Origin of the sequence: Arthrobacter sp. R-11, from assembly GCF_049913155.1 — a bacterium.
In the GTDB taxonomy this organism is placed as follows: Bacteria; Actinomycetota; Actinomycetes; order Actinomycetales; family Micrococcaceae; genus Arthrobacter.
In genome coordinates this window covers 1,887,041-1,901,028 of the sequence record NZ_CP183979.1, presented here as the reverse complement: position 1 = coordinate 1,901,028, position 13,988 = coordinate 1,887,041, and the positions used below count along the sequence as shown (strand labels likewise).

Sequence of the window (13,988 nt, the reverse complement as noted above, 5' to 3'; positions counted from 1 at the left end):
GTACGTGCTTCTCCCATCCAGACTTTGACTGTCGGTACTGGAATTCCACCAGTTCAACCGTTCGCCGCCGCTTCCGTGGGGAAACGATGGCTCGCGGGTCGCGGACTATGACCGCCGGTTCGGAATTACACCGACCCCGGAGCACGTAATGTGTGTTTGCTATTGTGGCACAACTTCGACGGCGGCCCGGCTATTCCCGGGCCGCGCGGGTCAACAGTTCGTCACGGTTTGCACTTAGCGCCGTGCGTACGCACCGATGCCGGCCTCGCGGAGCCGCTCGATGGCCGCGGCGGGATCCTCCTGGCCGTAGACGGCGGAACCGGCCACGAACACGTTGGCCCCGGCCTCGGCCGCGCGCAGGATGGTTTCCTCGGTGATGCCGCCGTCCACCTGGAGCGCCACACCGATCCCGGAACCGTCGATGGCGGCGCGCGCCCGGCGGATCTTGGGCAGCGTCACATCGAGGAAGGACTGCCCGCCGAAACCGGGTTCCACCGTCATGATCAGCAGCATGTCCAGTTCGCTGAGCATGTCCAGGTACGGCTCCACCGGGGTCGCCGGGCGCAGTGCCATGCCGGCCTTTGCGCCGCGCGCACGCAGCTCACGCGCGAGTTTGATAGGCGCGATGGCGGCCTCGGCGTGGAAAGTCACCGAAGCGACGCCGGCGTCGGCGTAGGCAGGTGCCCAGCGGTCGGCGTCGGCGATCATCAGGTGGGCATCCAGTGGCACCGGGCTGACCGCCTGGATGCGCTCCACCACCGGCAGCCCGAGCGTCAGGTTCGGCACGAAGTGGTTGTCCATGACGTCCACGTGCACGGCGTCGGCATTGCTGATTCGCTTCAGCTCCGCCTCCAGGTTCACGAAGTCGGCGGACAGGATGCTCGGGTTGATGCAGCAGGTGGACAAGTTCGTTCCCCTTGGCGTTGGTGGTGTGCAGGTGCGGGTGGAGCTTAGGGCTTCTTCCGGATGAGGGCCATGAACATGGCGTCCGTCCGGTGCAGGTGCGGCCAGAGCTGCGCGGTGAGTTCGTTTCCGGCGCCGAGGTTCCCCTCGAGGCTGACAGCATCCAACGCCGTGCCGGCGTCCAGCAGTTCGAGGTCCTCCCGTTTGGCCAACGCGTCGCTGACGACGGCGGTGGTCTCGGCCGGGTGCGGGGAACAGGTCACATACGCCACGACTCCGCCGGGCCGGACGGCGTCGATGGCGGATTCGAGCAGTTCACGCTGCAGCGGGCCCAGCTCGGCGAGATCCTTGGGCGTTCGGCGCCAACGGGATTCCGGCCTGCGGCGGAGGGCTCCCAGGCCGCTGCAGGGGACGTCGGCGAGGACCCGGTCGAAGGTGCCGGGCTGTTCCTTGCCCAGGTCCCGGCCGTCGCCGGTGCGCACGGACCAGGTGGAGGCGGGCACGGCAGCCAGCGCCTGGCTGACCAGTTTGGCCCGGTGCGGGGCAGGCTCATTGGCGAGCAGGCTGGCGCCGGACTCGTTGGCAAGCGCGGCGAGCAGCGCCGCTTTTCCGCCAGGGCCGGCGCAGAGGTCCAGCCATTTCTCGCCTTCACGGCTTCCCTTGCCGAGGTCGACGGCGGCGACGGCCCGGGCCACCAGCTGGGAACCGACGTCCTGGACGCGGGTGGTACCGGCCCGGACCGAGGCCAGCCGCCCGAGGTCGCCGCCGCTGGACAGCGCCGAACCGGCGACCAGCGGGCCCGGAGTTGCCCCGTTCTCCAAGGCTTCGTCAAGACTGCCCAGGCCGGGCAGCGCCACGAGGTTCACCACGGGGGCCGCGTTGTCGGCTTCGAGGAGCGCGGTGATTTCATCGGCCGGGCGCCCGTGGGCCACTAGGGACTGGCGGAGGGCGCGCACGATCCACTCCGGGTGCGCGTGGCGCACGGCGTCGATCCTGACGGAGTCAGTCTCGCCCGCCAGGAGGTGGTCAAGCCATTCGGGCAGCGAGCGGGATGTGACCTTGCGGAGCACCGCGTTGATGAGGGATGCGGGCCCGGCCCCGATCACGGCACGGGCAAGGCCCACGGTCTGGTCCAGGGCCGCGTGGGCGGGGACCCGCATGGCAAGCAGCTGGTGGGCACCGATCCGCAGGGCGTCCAGCACCGCCGGGTCAAGCTGCGCGAGCGGCCGGTCCACGCAGGCCGCGAGGATGGCGTCATAGGTGCCCTGGCCGCGCAGCGCGCCGTAGCTCAGTTCGGTGGCGAACCCGGCGTCGCGCTTGTCGAGGTGGTGGTGGCGGATCCGTGCCGGCAGCACGAGGTTGGCGTAGGCGTCCTCGGAGGCCACTGCCCGGAGTACTTCGAAGGCCACCAGGCGTGCGGGATCGGCACGGCGGGTCCGCTGCGAAGGTGCACTTGCCGAATAACCACGCTGCGGCCCGCGGTTGCGTTCACGCCCCTTGGCGTCGCGCCGCACTGCGCCGTTTCCGCCCTGGCTCCGCTCGCCCCTGCCGCGGTTGCCGCCGTCGCGTCCGCCATGGTTTGCCGGGTTCCGTCGTCCGGACTCACTCATTCGAATTCCACGCTTTCTACTGCCACGCCGCGGGCCCAGTCCGCCGAGGCCATCATCTTCTTACCGGCTGGCTGGATCCGGCCGAGCTGCACGGCATGGGAACCGGTGCCGACCAGCACGCTCTTGCCGGCGACGCGAAGCCGGCCCGGCTCCAGGTCACGGACATCGGGCCGCAACTGCAGCGGCTCAAGCTTGACCCGCTGGCCGTCCAGCATGGTCCAGGCGCCAGGCTCCGGGGTGACGCCCCGGGCCCTGCGGTTGATCGCAAGGGCGGGCTGCCGCCAGTCGATCCGGCCGTCGTCGAGCGTGAGTTTCGGTGCGAGCGAGACCTCACCGCTCTGCGGTTCCGGGGCTGCCCTGCCGGCGTCGACGGCGGACAGGGTCTGGCTGAGCAGAACGGCGCCGCTGCGGGAAAGCCGTTCCAGCAGGTCACCGGCGGTGTCCTCCGGCCGGACGGTTTCGGTGACCGTTCCGAAGACCGGCCCGGTGTCCAGCCCCTCTTCCAGCTGGAAGGTGGCGGCGCCGGTGATGTCGTCACCGGCGATGACAGCCCGCTGCACGGGTGCGGCGCCGCGCCAGGCCGGGAGCAGGGAGAAGTGCAGGTTGATCCAGCCGTGCTGCGGGACGGCCAGGGCGGCCTTGGGGATAATCCCGCCGTAGGCGACGATCGCCGCGACATCAGGCTCGAAGGAGGCGATGCGCGCGGTGGTTTCAGCGTCCACCTTGCTTGCGTGGATGAGCTCAATGCCGAGCTCTGCGGCACGGGCGGCGACCGGAGACGGCGTCAGGATCCTCTTGCGGCCGGTGGGCGCATCCGGTCGGGTCAGGACGGCGACGACGTCGAATCCGGCGTCGAGCAGCGCGTCAAGGGAAGGAACAGCGACCGCCGGGGTGCCGGCGAAGAGGACCCTCATTCAGCAGTACCGAAGCTGCCGAAGCTGGAGCCGACCGTCGTGGCGCGCTTGCTGGTGGTCTGTTCGGTCACCGCGTGGTAGTTCGCGGCCCGGATAGCCCGCAGGGCGGATTTGCGGTCTTCGCCTTCGAGCCGGTCCGTGAAGAGGACGCCGTCCAGGTGGTCCGTCTCGTGCTGGAAGCAGCGCGCAAGCATGCCCTCGGCTTCGACGCTGACCGGGTTTCCGTGGAGGTCGACGCCGGTGGCACGGGTGGTGCGGCGGCGGCGGACCGGGAAGGCCAGTCCTGGGATGGAGAGGCAGCCTTCGATCTGGTCGTCCTGGAAGTCCTCGCTGTTTTCCAGCACGGGGTTGATGATGTGTCCCTCGACGCCGTCGATCCGGTAGGTGAAGACCCGCTGGCTCACGCCGACCTGCGGGGCGGCGAGACCCGCGCCGTCCACGTCTTCCATCGTTTCGGTCATGTCGGCAACCAGTTTGGCAAGCTCGGGGCCGAAGTCCGTGACGGGATCAGCCACCGTGCGCAGCACAGGGTCCCCGATGATCCGGATACTCAAAATGGCCATGCGCTGTCTGTCCTTACAATCGGGGTCTGATCCGCTCCCATTGGAAAAGGGAAGCTAAGCCAGTTTAGTGGAGCCTGCCACGGCCGGAGCGGCGGGGTAGGCCGGTGGCGCGACTGGAAGCAGGGCCGTTCCCGCCGTGGCGGCGTTCGCGGAGGTGTCCCAAACCCGTTTCAGAGCGCAGAATTTCCACCAATGGTGTTTCAGGAGGTCGGGGTTGGCGCGCTGCGGGCGGACTTCGGTCTCGCCGATGGCCACCGCCAGAAGGACCGGATCCTCGCCGTACTTCCAGGGCTCCCACTCCCCCGATACCGGATCCACCAGGCTTTCCTCCGCCTTCATGCCCGCCACCAGTTGCATCACGACCTTGTCGTCCAAAGCCTTGACGGTGCCGTCACGGTTGGTCCCTTTTGTCTTGTAATCGATCAGGCAGATCCGGCCGTTGATCCGCGCTACCAGGTCCAAGGTGCCGGCGTAGCCGACGCTCGTGTTCCAGACAGTGATCTCCGGGGCGAGCGGCTCCACACGGTACAGTTCCCACCATTCATCGAAACGTGCCGCAAAGGCTTCTTCGCCGTGCGAAGCCAACAGGGTCCTGGATTCCTCCACCCGGTGCGGCCTGCCCAGCGCCCGAAGGGCCACCTGTTCGCAATAACCGTGCACCCGATCCCCGCGCTGGGCGGCATCGTCCCTGTATACCTCGGCCGCCTTGGCCGCCTTGTTGACCGCCTGCCGCAGACCGGCAGGGCTGCCCAGGAGCCGCGGCAGTTCGGGATCGTTCGCCAGGCTGTTCGCTCCCATGTAGCCGAACCAGCCATCCAGCGAGTGTGCCTGCTGCCCGATGACCGTGGTGATGGACGGCACGGAAAAGGCTTCCGTCGTGGAACGGGCGTACATCCGGCCGTATTCAGTGGCATGGGCAAGCAGTGGATCAGTCATAGGAAAACTCTTTCACAGACCCCCGACAGGATCCGAGCCGGAGGACCGCACAGAGTACGACAAACAGAACGACAAAGGCCCCTGCCGCGCCTTTTGGAGCAGCAGGGGCCTTCATTTCACGGTGGGCGATACTGGGTTCGAACCAGTGACCTCTTCGGTGTGAACGAAGCGCGCTACCACTGCGCCAATCGCCCGTGCATCAAAAACACTAACCGACTCCGGCCGGAAATCAAAAACCACCGGAACGGAATCCGAATTGACCCGGTGGGCGGCTTCCGGTGACGCCGTCCACGGCCCGGCCGACCCGCGGAAAGCACGGCTAATCACAAGCGTGTAACTCGTGAATCCCGCGCCAATCCAAGGAAGTCGCGGGGCAGGCAGGCGTCCCGGGCCCAACGATTTGGAGTTTCCTCGAACCTCCTATAGAGTTTTTACTCGTCGGAAAGCGACGGGCTGCCCACCGGGGCGGGCCGCGGAAATCCGGCAAATGCGGACGTAGCTCAGCTGGTAGAGCACCACCTTGCCAAGGTGGATGTCGCGAGTTCGAATCTCGTCGTCCGCTCGCAGGACACTGTCACGGCAAAGACTCCCGGGAAACCGGAATCAATGCTTACACGGTGGGTTGGCCGAGAGGCGAGGCAGCGGCCTGCAAAGCCGTATACACGGGTTCGAATCCCGTACCCACCTCGGTGAAAACCCTGGATACCGGTTCCAACCGGATCATTACGGGCGATTGGCGCAGCGGTAGCGCGCTTCCCTGACACGGAAGAGGTCACTGGTTCGATCCCAGTATCGCCCACGGGAGCAAGGAAACTTGCTTGACGTTGAGCGGGTGGCTCCGGCCATCCGCTCAACATTTGCGGACGTAGCTCAGCTGGTAGAGCACCACCTTGCCAAGGTGGATGTCGCGAGTTCGAATCTCGTCGTCCGCTCTCCTGTTTTTAAGGATCCGGAATGCAGCCGGCTCCTGACGGAAACGGGCGATTGGCGCAGCGGTAGCGCGCTTCCCTGACACGGAAGAGGTCACTGGTTCGATCCCAGTATCGCCCACCAGAGCAAGGCAACTTGCTCGTTGTTGGACCTTGGTCCAGCATGCGCGGACGTAGCTCAGCTGGTAGAGCACCACCTTGCCAAGGTGGATGTCGCGAGTTCGAATCTCGTCGTCCGCTCTCCGGGCCCGCGCCCACCTGAAGCAGCTCTGCGGAGCTGCTTTTTTTGTGCCCTCGAACCGCGCAGATCCGGAAACCGGAATTTCAAAGCATCGGAATATCCCACGAATAAAGCTAAGGAAAAATCGCTTTATCTGATGTGATCCGACTCGCATACTATTCCTCGGACCTTTTTGGCTTTCAGCCACCACGCCTACAGGCAGGAGCACCCCCGGTGAACCAACAAACGCTCACGAGTACCATCCTGAGGAAGAAGCCCATCGACACCATCGAGGACGAGAACAAGCACAGCGGTCTCCTCAAGAGCCTCGGTCTCTGGCAACTGACCGCCATCGGAGTGGGCGGCATCATCGGCGTCGGCATCTTCTCCCTCGCAGGGCTGGTGGCCCACGGCAACGGGAGCAACCCCGGAGTCGGGCCCGCTGTGCTGATCTCCTTCCTCGTAGCCGGCCTCGCCTCGGCGGCGGCTGCGCTCTCCTACGCCGAGTTCGCCGGCATGATCCCCCGCGCCGGCTCGGCCTACACCTACGGCTACGTCGCCCTGGGTGAAATCATCGGCTGGTTCATCGGCTGGGACCTGCTGCTTGAGTACATCGCGATCGTCGCCGTCGTCGCGATAGGCATCTCCGGATACTTCGATGCCTTCCTCGCCGGAATCGGCATCCACATGCCGGCCTGGATGACCTCCACGGCGGACGAAGGCAAGGGCGGCCTCATCAACCTTCCCGCCATCCTGGTCTGCCTCCTCGTGACCTGGATCCTGAGCCGCGGCACCAAGACCTTCGGCCGCTTCGAGCTGGTCGCCGTCGGCATCAAGGTGCTGCTGATCGTGTTCATCATCGGGCTGGGGATCTTCTACATCAACACCGAGAACTACAACCCGTTCATGCCCAGCGGCTTCGGCCCGGTGCTGGCCGGATCGGCCACCGTGTTCTTCGCGGTCTTCGGCTATGACGCCATGAGCACCGCGGCAGAAGAGGCCAAGGACGGCAAGAAGCACATGCCCAAGGCAATCGTGCTCTCGCTCGTGATCGCCATGCTCCTCTACGTGGCCGCCACCCTCGTGCTGACCGGCATGCAGAACTACAAGGACATCAACCCTACGGCCGGCTTCGCCTCCGCATTCACCGGCGTCGGGCTTCCGGTGATCGCCACCATCATCTCGGTCTTCGCCGTGCTCTCCATCCTGACCGTCATGCTCACCTTCCTGCTCGGCGTCACCCGCGTCTGGTTCACGATGAGCCGCGACGGGCTCCTGCCGTCCTGGTTCGCCAAGACGGACCGCAACGGCACCCCGCAGCGCGTCACTTGGATCGCCGGGGTCACTTCGGCTTTCCTGGCCGGAATCTTCCCGATCAAGGCAGTGGCCGACCTGACCAACATCGGCATCCTTGCCGCCTTCGTGGTGGTCTGCGTGGCCGTGATCGTCTTCCGCTACACGAAGCCGGCCGCCCCACGCACCTTCCGCCTGCCGCTTATGCCCCTGGTGCCCGCCTTCGGTGTGCTGGCCTCGGGCTTCTTGATGACGCAGCTGCCCTGGGACACCTGGCTGCGGTTCGCCGTCTGGCTTGTCATCGGCCTGGCGATCTACTTCGGCTACGGCCGCAGGCATTCGCTGATGAACCCGGACAGCCCCCGGCACCAACTGCGCGACAGCCTGGACGCGGGGCGCTGAGGAGTCCGGCAACCCGTGCTTGGCAGGGCAGGGATGTCGGGTTAGGCTCGGGAACGGAGGAGCGAACTGGCTCCGCGACGGAAGGGAGGTGCCCGTGGGACTTATTGACGATCTGAAGGGCAAGGCTCAAGAGCTCATTGGTGGCAACGAGGAAGCCATCAAGGACGGCATCGAGAAGGCCGGTGATTTCATCGACGACAAGACCGGTGGAAAGTTCGCCGAGCAGGTCGATGCGGTCCAGGACGCCGCTTCCGGATTCGTGGAGAACGCCGACGGCGAAGCTCCCGCCGCCGATGAGGCTCGGTAAAGAGCTGCCGTAACAGTTACGTCAACGGGGCACCGGTCCCGCCGGGAGGCGGCACCGGTGCCCTTGGCGTTTAACGTGATACCGGAGCGGCGCAATCCCGCCACCCACCTCGGGTACCGTTGAAGATCATGCCATCCCCCGAATCCGGCGCCGCACCCGCCCGGGCCACCGCCCCTCCAGTCCCGCCGTCCCCGCAGTTGTCCATGCCCGTGACCGCCGGCGTCGTGACGGCCCTCGTCGGCTTCACTTCCTCCTTTGCGGTCGTCCTCGCGGGGCTGCGCGCCGTGGGAGCCAGCGATGCACAGGCGGCCAGCGGCCTGCTGGCCCTCACGTTGTGCTTCGGCGTCGGCGTCCTTTGGCTCTCCTGGCGGTCCAAGGTGCCGGTGACGCTCGCCTGGTCCACCCCCGGTGCGGCGCTCCTCGCGGGAGCCGGTACGCCCGACGGCGGCTGGCCGGCCGCCGTCGGCGCCTTCCTGATTGCGGGGGTGCTCATCGCGCTCACCGGCCTGCTCCCGCCGCTGGGGCGCCTGATGGCGAGGATACCCACCGCGCTTGCCCAGGCGATGCTCGCCGGCGTCCTCCTGCCGCTGTGCGTGGCACCCTTCAAGGCCCTCGGCGCCGCTCCCCTGCTGGTGGCGCCGGTGGTCCTGTGCTGGCTGCTCATGACGAAGCTGGCGCCCCGCTGGTCCGTTCCGGCGTCGCTCGGGGTCGCCTTGGCCGTCATCGGCCTCCACATAGGGCTGAACGGCGGAAGCGTTGCGGTGGACCGCTTGCTGCCCGAACTGCATTGGACCACTCCGGCGTTCAGCCTCCAGTCCGTGGCCGGCCTGGCCTTGCCGCTGTTCATCGTGACAATGGCGTCCCAGAACATTCCGGGCGTGGCAGTGCTGAAGTCCTTCGGTTACGCCACGCCCTGGCGGCCGTCGATGCTGGTCACGGGCGCGGGGACGGTGCTCGGCGCCCCGTTCGGCGGCCACGCCATCAACCTGGCCGCCCTCAGCGCGGCCCTGGCCGCCGGGGAGGAAGCAGGCACGGACCGCAGCCGGCGGTGGATTGCCGCCTTCACCTCGGGCCTGGCCTATCTGGTGCTCGCAGCTTCCTCGGCAGCGCTGGTCACGGTGGTGGCCGCGGCGCCGCAGGGACTGCTTGAGGCCGTGGCGGGACTGGCCTTGCTGGGCACGATGGCCTCGGCGATCGCTTCGGCGCTTGCAGTGGCGGAAGAACGGATCGGAGCCACAGTGACGTTCCTGTTGGCCGCCTCCGGGCTGAGCGTCGCCGGAATCGGGGCGGCGTTCTGGGCCCTGCTGGCGGGGATTGCGGTCCGCTGGGTCCTCAAGGACCGCAGCGGCAAGGACGAACCGGCCCTGAAGAAATCCTGACCGTCAGGACGGTTCGTGGTTCTGGCCTTCGCGGGCCAGCGCCGTGAGGCGGGAGACGGCGCGGTAGTACTTCTTCATGTACCCGCCGCCCATCATTTCCTCGGTGAAGAGCTTGTCGAACGGCACGCCGCTGGCCAGGATCGGAACGTCCTTGTCGTACAGGCGGTCCGCGAGCACCACGAAACGGAGGGCGACGGCCTGCTCGGTGATGGTCTCCACGTCGCGCCACACCACGCCGTCGATCCCTGCAATCAGCTGGCGGTAGCGGCTGGGGTGGACACCGGCCAGGTGGTCCACCAGTTGGCGGAAGTCGTCGACGGCGACGGTCTGACCGTCGAATTCGGCGTGCATGTGCCGCTTGAGGTCCTCGGTCTTCAGCGGGGCCGGTGCAGCCGGCAGTCCGCGGTGGCGGTAGTCCTCGCCGTCGATCCTGATGACCTCGAACTGGTCCGCCAGGACCTGGATTTCGCGCTGGAAGTCGACGGCGGCGAAGCGCCCCTCGCCAAGGGAACCCGGCAGGGTGTTGGAGGTCGCCGCGAGCCGCACGCCGGCGTCGGCCAGTTCCCGCATGAGGCGGGACATCAGCACGGTGTCGCCCGGATCGTCGAGCTCGAATTCGTCAATGCAGACGAGCTTGTAGCTGCTGAGCGCCTCGACAGTCTTTCGGAAGGACAGCGCGCCCACCAGGTTGGTGTATTCGACGAAGGTGCCGAAGGCCTTCGGCCCGGGCGCGGAGTGCCAGAGGGAGGCCAGCAGGTGCGTCTTGCCCACGCCGAAGCCGCCGTCCAGGTAGATGCCGGCGCGTCCGGTCTCCTTCTTGCCGAAGATCCGGGAGAACAGTCCGCCGCCCGTGCCGTTGCCGATGTTGGCGCCGAAACCTTCCAGCGCCTTGACGGCAGCAGCCTGGCTGGGCTGGGAGGGATCGGGACGGTAGCTCGCGAAGGAGACTTCCCCGAACCGCGGAGAAGGATGGAACCCCTGCAGGATCTCGTCCACCGAGACCGCGGGGGTGCGTGCGGCGAGCTGTTCGATCTGTACCAAGGGGGTCCGTTCTTCCGGGATGGGTCCTCAGCAAGAATACCGGGAATGCGCGGCCGCCCGGACAGAAGCGGGGCCCTGCGGGTGAGACATGTTTCACCATGTGACCGCACAGGAGCAATCCCGGAGGCGCATGGCTAGTGTTGGTTCCAAGCCGGGCAGAGGAATGCCCCGCCGTCCGGTCCGGCGCCGACCATCTTCAGTGAAAGGCCATACCCATGTCCTACCCCGTTGAACAGAACGAAAAGTTCGCGAAGTACGCGCACCCGGAGCGCCTCGTGTCCACCGAATGGCTCGCTGCGGCCCTCGAAGGCGGAGCGCCCACCGATGGCAAGCTCGTTGTTGTCGAATCCGACGAAGACGTCCTTCTCTACGAGACCGGCCACATCCCCGGCGCCGTCAAGATCGACTGGCACACTGACCTGAACGATGAGGTCACCCGCGATTACGTGGACGGGGCAGCTTTCGCCGCCCTCGCCTCCGCCAAGGGTATTTCCCGCGACAGCACCGTGGTCATCTACGGCGACAAGTCCAACTGGTGGGCAGCCTACGCCCTGTGGGTCTTCACCCTTTTCGGCCACGAGGACGTGCGCCTGCTGGACGGCGGCCGCGACAAGTGGATCGCCGAGGGCCGCGAACTGACCACCGAGGTCCCGCAGCCGGCCCCGGGCGAGTACCCCGTCGTCGAGCGCAATGACGCACCGATCCGCGCCTTCAAGGAAGATGTCCTGGCGCACCTCGGCAAGCCGCTGATCGACGTCCGCTCCCCCGAGGAATACACCGGCCAGCGCACCCACATGCCGGCCTACCCCGAGGAAGGCGCGCTGCGCGGCGGCCACATCCCCACCGCGGCCTCCATCCCGTGGGCCCGTGCGGCGGCCGAAGACGGCAGCTACCGTAGCCGTGAAGAACTCGAGGCCCTGTACCTGGGCGAAGCCGGCCTGCACGAGGGCGACGAGGTGGTCGCTTACTGCCGCATCGGCGAGCGTTCCAGCCACACCTGGTTCGCCCTGAAGTACCTGCTGGGCTTCCAGAACGTGCGCAACTACGACGGTTCCTGGACCGAATGGGGCAACGCCGTGCGCGTTCCGATCGTCAAGGGTGCGGAGCGCGGTTCCGTTCCTGCGCTGGTCCACTAGCCGGCACTTTCCCTGAACCAGCAGTCCGGACGGGGGCGAAACCCCGTCCGGACTGCGTAAGCTGGACGTGATGAGTACGAATACCCTGCCCGCCGCACTGGCGGAAATTGTCGATGATTTCCAGGCCCTGACCGAGCCTGAACGCCTGCAGCTGCTGCTTGAGTTCTCCCGCGGCCTGCCGGAGCTGCCGGAGCGCCTGCTGGACCACCCGGAACTGCTTGAACAGGTGGTTGAGTGCCAGTCGCCGCTGTTCCTGACCATTGAACAGGAGCGGAAGGACGACGGCGGAACCCTCGGCTACCGGCTGTTCTTCAAGGCCCCGCCGGAAGCGCCCACCACGCGCGGCTTCGCCGGTGTCCTGCACGAGGGGCTCGACGGCCTGACCGCGTCCGAAATCCTCTCGGTCCCCGACGACATGCCGGAGCTGCTGGGGCTTACCCGCGCCATTACTCCCCTCCGCATGCGCGGCATGACCGCCATGCTCGGCCGCATCAAGCGCAAGGTGGCCGCCGCCGACCGGCTGCAGTCCTAGCGCCCAAAGAACATGGCGAAGAAACAAGCGTCGACCGGAACGCCGGCCACAGCCGTCCTGGCTGCGGCCGGCGTTCCGTTCACGGTCCACCCGTACACCCACGACCCGGCCGCGGAAAGCTACGGGCTGGAAGCGGCGGAAGTCCTCGGCGTCGACCCTTCGCGGGTCTTCAAGACCCTGATGGTGGACATCGAAGGCAAACTCGCCGTCGGAATCGTCCCGGTCAGCGGAACGCTCGACCTCAAGGCAATTGCGGCCGCAATGGGCTCCAAGAAGGCAGCCATGGCCGATCCGAAAACTGCGGAACGCCGCACCGGGTACGTCCTGGGCGGAATTTCTCCCTTGGGCCAGCGCCAGCCCTCGCCCACCGTCGTCGATGAATCGGCGCTGGGCTTCCCCACGGTCCTGGTTTCGGGCGGACGGCGTGGCTTGGACATCGAGCTCGCGCCGGCAGACCTCGTCCGGCTCACCCAAGCGCGCGTAGCGCCGATCGCCGGCGCCTGAGGGGCGACGGACTTCAGCGGCCGCCCGTGAGCTGGGGCGCGAGCGGGGCCAGCCGCGGTTCCAGCCAGGACCGGACCAGCCGCTCCCATTTCTCCGGATCCACGTTCCATTCCTTGGTGTGCCTGGCCGCGCGGAACGGTTCGAAGGTGACCATCTCGGGATTCCGTTCGGCCAGGCTCGCCGACGGACCGTACGGCACGTAGTCGTCGTCGACACTGTGGATCAGCAAAGTGGGGGTGCGCAGCTCCACGGCCCGGGCGTCCCAGTCCATTGCCCGCAGGTCCACGGGCGCGGCCAGACCGGTCAGCCTGCGGCCCAGGGAATGGCCGAGCATGAGCTGGCCGTACCGGCCCACCGCGTAGGGGATCCTGTTCAGCCGCGCGTGGTGCGCCAGGACATTCACCCAGTCGATGACGGGAGCGTCCAGCACCAGCGCCCTGATGAGGTGGCGGTAGCGGGAAAGGTCGGCGGTCTGCAGGCAGATCGCCCCGCCCATCGACCAGCCGAACAGCACGACTTCCTCGGCGCCCTGCTCCAGGGCGAAGGCGATGGCGCCTTCGACATCGCGCCATTCAGTCGACCCCAGTCCGTAGCGGCCGTCCGGGGCGGCCGGTGCGAGGCCGTCGTTGCGGTAGGAAATCAGCAGGCTGTCCATGCCGAGGCTCCGGGCCACCGGCAAGGCCCGCAGGCATTCCAGCCGGGTGGCCCCGCGGCCGTGCACCATGATGGCCCACACCCGGGCGGCGGTACCCCCCTGTTCGGCGCGGACCAGCCAGGCCGGTGCCCTGCCGCCGTCGACCTCTATCTCGACGTCCTCGGCCTCCAGGCCGAGCGAGGCAGGCGAGGCGTAGACCGCACCGCTCCACCATCCGCGGTGCGCCCTCGCGAGGTCGCCGCTGTAGACCTCCTCGACTTCGCGCTGCACGGTCCGTTCGGCGGGCGAGTAGGAGACGATCCTGCCGATCCGCGCGTGGCCGGCGCCGCCATCGAAGAAGAGGCTGAAGGTGCCGTGAGAAGTACTGTCCTCGGTGGCCGCCATGATGATCTGCAGTCCGTCATCGCTGCGCACCACGGCGAGGACCTCCTGGTCGGCGTCGCGGACGGAGGGAGTGATGATGCGCCTGGCGAAGTAGGCGGCCAGCGCCGAACTGCCGGCACCGACGAGCGCGGCCAGGCCACCGCCGGCGGCGATTCCGGCCAGCGTCCACCGTGCGCGGGCGGACATTCCCGCGGTGCCTCGGGCCGGGGCGGCCGCGCGCAAAGTCAATGCCATTCCACCATTGTCCATCCCGCCAGCATCTTTGCTGGAATCGCCGCAA

Annotated in this window: 13 protein-coding genes, 7 tRNA genes and 1 riboswitch; of the genes, 12 read left to right on the top strand and 8 right to left on the bottom strand. The window is 67.3% G+C overall.

What is annotated here, in order from left to right; genetic code table 11:
• A riboswitch (FMN riboswitch) is annotated at positions 1 to 149 on the bottom strand.
• Between the two features lie 85 nt (positions 150 to 234).
• The 6 genes from rpe to ACN9M4_RS08580 form a co-directional block, all read right to left on the bottom strand.
• Complete coding sequence (gene rpe / locus ACN9M4_RS08605; protein ID WP_426303112.1) at positions 235 to 906, bottom strand: ribulose-phosphate 3-epimerase; 672 nt, start codon at positions 904 to 906, stop codon at positions 235 to 237.
• 44 nt (positions 907 to 950) lie between these two features.
• Complete coding sequence (locus ACN9M4_RS08600) at positions 951 to 2,513, bottom strand: RsmB/NOP family class I SAM-dependent RNA methyltransferase (RefSeq protein WP_426303111.1); 1,563 nt, start codon at positions 2,511 to 2,513, stop codon at positions 951 to 953.
• Positions 2,510 to 3,427, bottom strand: coding sequence for a methionyl-tRNA formyltransferase (gene fmt, locus ACN9M4_RS08595; RefSeq protein ID WP_426303110.1), 918 nt, complete (start codon positions 3,425 to 3,427; stop codon positions 2,510 to 2,512). The genes ACN9M4_RS08600 and fmt overlap by 4 nt, the downstream gene beginning before the upstream one ends.
• Positions 3,424 to 3,990: a peptide deformylase gene (def, locus tag ACN9M4_RS08590; protein ID WP_426303109.1), complete on the bottom strand. Its 567-nt coding sequence runs from the start codon at positions 3,988 to 3,990 to the stop codon at positions 3,424 to 3,426. Before def ends, fmt begins: the two co-directional genes overlap by 4 nt.
• Before the next feature lie 54 nt (positions 3,991 to 4,044).
• Positions 4,045 to 4,926: a cytochrome gene (locus ACN9M4_RS08585; protein WP_426303108.1), complete on the bottom strand. Its 882-nt coding sequence runs from the start codon at positions 4,924 to 4,926 to the stop codon at positions 4,045 to 4,047.
• Between the two features lie 122 nt (positions 4,927 to 5,048).
• A tRNA-Val gene (locus ACN9M4_RS08580) sits at positions 5,049 to 5,120 on the bottom strand.
• Positions 5,121 to 5,415: 295 nt separating this feature from the next.
• On the opposite strand from ACN9M4_RS08580, the gene ACN9M4_RS08575 reads away from it, so the two are divergent.
• From ACN9M4_RS08575 to ACN9M4_RS08535, 9 genes are all read left to right on the top strand, one after another.
• Positions 5,416 to 5,488: transfer RNA gene (locus tag ACN9M4_RS08575), tRNA-Gly, on the top strand.
• 54 nt (positions 5,489 to 5,542) lie between these two features.
• Positions 5,543 to 5,613: transfer RNA gene (locus ACN9M4_RS08570), tRNA-Cys, on the top strand.
• Between the two features lie 40 nt (positions 5,614 to 5,653).
• Positions 5,654 to 5,725: transfer RNA gene (locus ACN9M4_RS08565), tRNA-Val, on the top strand.
• A 60-nt stretch (positions 5,726 to 5,785) separates the two neighbouring features.
• Positions 5,786 to 5,858: transfer RNA gene (locus ACN9M4_RS08560), tRNA-Gly, on the top strand.
• A gap of 46 nt (positions 5,859 to 5,904) precedes the next feature.
• A tRNA-Val gene (locus tag ACN9M4_RS08555) sits at positions 5,905 to 5,979 on the top strand.
• Positions 5,980 to 6,022: 43 nt separating this feature from the next.
• Positions 6,023 to 6,095 (top strand) — tRNA-Gly (locus ACN9M4_RS08550).
• 214 nt (positions 6,096 to 6,309) lie between these two features.
• A complete protein-coding gene (locus ACN9M4_RS08545) occupies positions 6,310 to 7,770 on the top strand; it encodes an amino acid permease (RefSeq protein ID WP_426303107.1) in 1,461 nt (486 codons plus the stop codon).
• 88 nt (positions 7,771 to 7,858) lie between these two features.
• Positions 7,859 to 8,077: an antitoxin gene (locus ACN9M4_RS08540; RefSeq protein WP_426303106.1), complete on the top strand. Its 219-nt coding sequence runs from the start codon at positions 7,859 to 7,861 to the stop codon at positions 8,075 to 8,077.
• Between the two features lie 128 nt (positions 8,078 to 8,205).
• Positions 8,206 to 9,456: a benzoate/H(+) symporter BenE family transporter gene (locus tag ACN9M4_RS08535; protein WP_426303105.1), complete on the top strand. Its 1,251-nt coding sequence runs from the start codon at positions 8,206 to 8,208 to the stop codon at positions 9,454 to 9,456.
• Between the two features lie 3 nt (positions 9,457 to 9,459).
• Here the strand turns inward: ACN9M4_RS08535 and zapE are convergent, their stop codons facing one another.
• Positions 9,460 to 10,497, bottom strand: a complete 1,038-nt coding sequence (zapE, locus tag ACN9M4_RS08530) for a cell division protein ZapE (protein ID WP_426303104.1) — start codon at positions 10,495 to 10,497, stop codon at positions 9,460 to 9,462.
• Between the two features lie 215 nt (positions 10,498 to 10,712).
• Between zapE and ACN9M4_RS08525 the strand changes: the two genes are divergently transcribed.
• The 3 genes from ACN9M4_RS08525 (at position 10,713) to ybaK (ending at position 12,669) form a co-directional block, all read left to right on the top strand.
• The gene (locus ACN9M4_RS08525) at positions 10,713 to 11,633 is read left to right on the top strand and encodes a sulfurtransferase (RefSeq protein ID WP_426303103.1); all 921 of its coding nucleotides are present in this window, start codon (positions 10,713 to 10,715) and stop codon (positions 11,631 to 11,633) included.
• Between the two features lie 70 nt (positions 11,634 to 11,703).
• Complete coding sequence (locus ACN9M4_RS08520) at positions 11,704 to 12,165, top strand: SufE family protein (RefSeq protein ID WP_426303102.1); 462 nt, start codon at positions 11,704 to 11,706, stop codon at positions 12,163 to 12,165.
• Between the two features lie 12 nt (positions 12,166 to 12,177).
• Positions 12,178 to 12,669, top strand: coding sequence for a Cys-tRNA(Pro) deacylase (ybaK, locus tag ACN9M4_RS08515; RefSeq protein ID WP_426303101.1), 492 nt, complete (start codon positions 12,178 to 12,180; stop codon positions 12,667 to 12,669).
• A gap of 13 nt (positions 12,670 to 12,682) precedes the next feature.
• On the opposite strand, the gene ACN9M4_RS08510 is transcribed toward ybaK, so the two are convergent.
• Positions 12,683 to 13,942 (bottom strand): alpha/beta hydrolase family protein, encoded by a 1,260-nt coding sequence (locus tag ACN9M4_RS08510; protein WP_426303100.1) that lies wholly within the window; start codon positions 13,940 to 13,942, stop codon positions 12,683 to 12,685.
• Positions 13,943 to 13,988 lie beyond the last annotated feature (46 nt).

What these genes read in the sequence shown, in the direction of transcription:
- ACN9M4_RS08600 (WP_426303111.1), bottom strand. Translation starts at nt 2,513, where the DNA reads ATGAGTGAGTCCGGACGACGGAACCCGGCAAACCATGGCGGACGCGAC.
- fmt (WP_426303110.1), bottom strand. Translation starts at nt 3,427, where the DNA reads ATGAGGGTCCTCTTCGCCGGCACCCCGGCGGTCGCTGTTCCTTCCCTT.
- def (WP_426303109.1), bottom strand. Translation starts at nt 3,990, where the DNA reads ATGGCCATTTTGAGTATCCGGATCATCGGGGACCCTGTGCTGCGCACG.
- ACN9M4_RS08585 (WP_426303108.1), bottom strand. Translation starts at nt 4,926, where the DNA reads ATGACTGATCCACTGCTTGCCCATGCCACTGAATACGGCCGGATGTAC.
- ACN9M4_RS08535 (WP_426303105.1), top strand. Translation starts at nt 8,206, where the DNA reads ATGCCATCCCCCGAATCCGGCGCCGCACCCGCCCGGGCCACCGCCCCT.
- ACN9M4_RS08525 (WP_426303103.1), top strand. Translation starts at nt 10,713, where the DNA reads ATGTCCTACCCCGTTGAACAGAACGAAAAGTTCGCGAAGTACGCGCAC.
- ACN9M4_RS08520 (WP_426303102.1), top strand. Translation starts at nt 11,704, where the DNA reads ATGAGTACGAATACCCTGCCCGCCGCACTGGCGGAAATTGTCGATGAT.
- ybaK (WP_426303101.1), top strand. Translation starts at nt 12,178, where the DNA reads ATGGCGAAGAAACAAGCGTCGACCGGAACGCCGGCCACAGCCGTCCTG.
- ACN9M4_RS08510 (WP_426303100.1), bottom strand. Translation starts at nt 13,942, where the DNA reads ATGGCATTGACTTTGCGCGCGGCCGCCCCGGCCCGAGGCACCGCGGGA.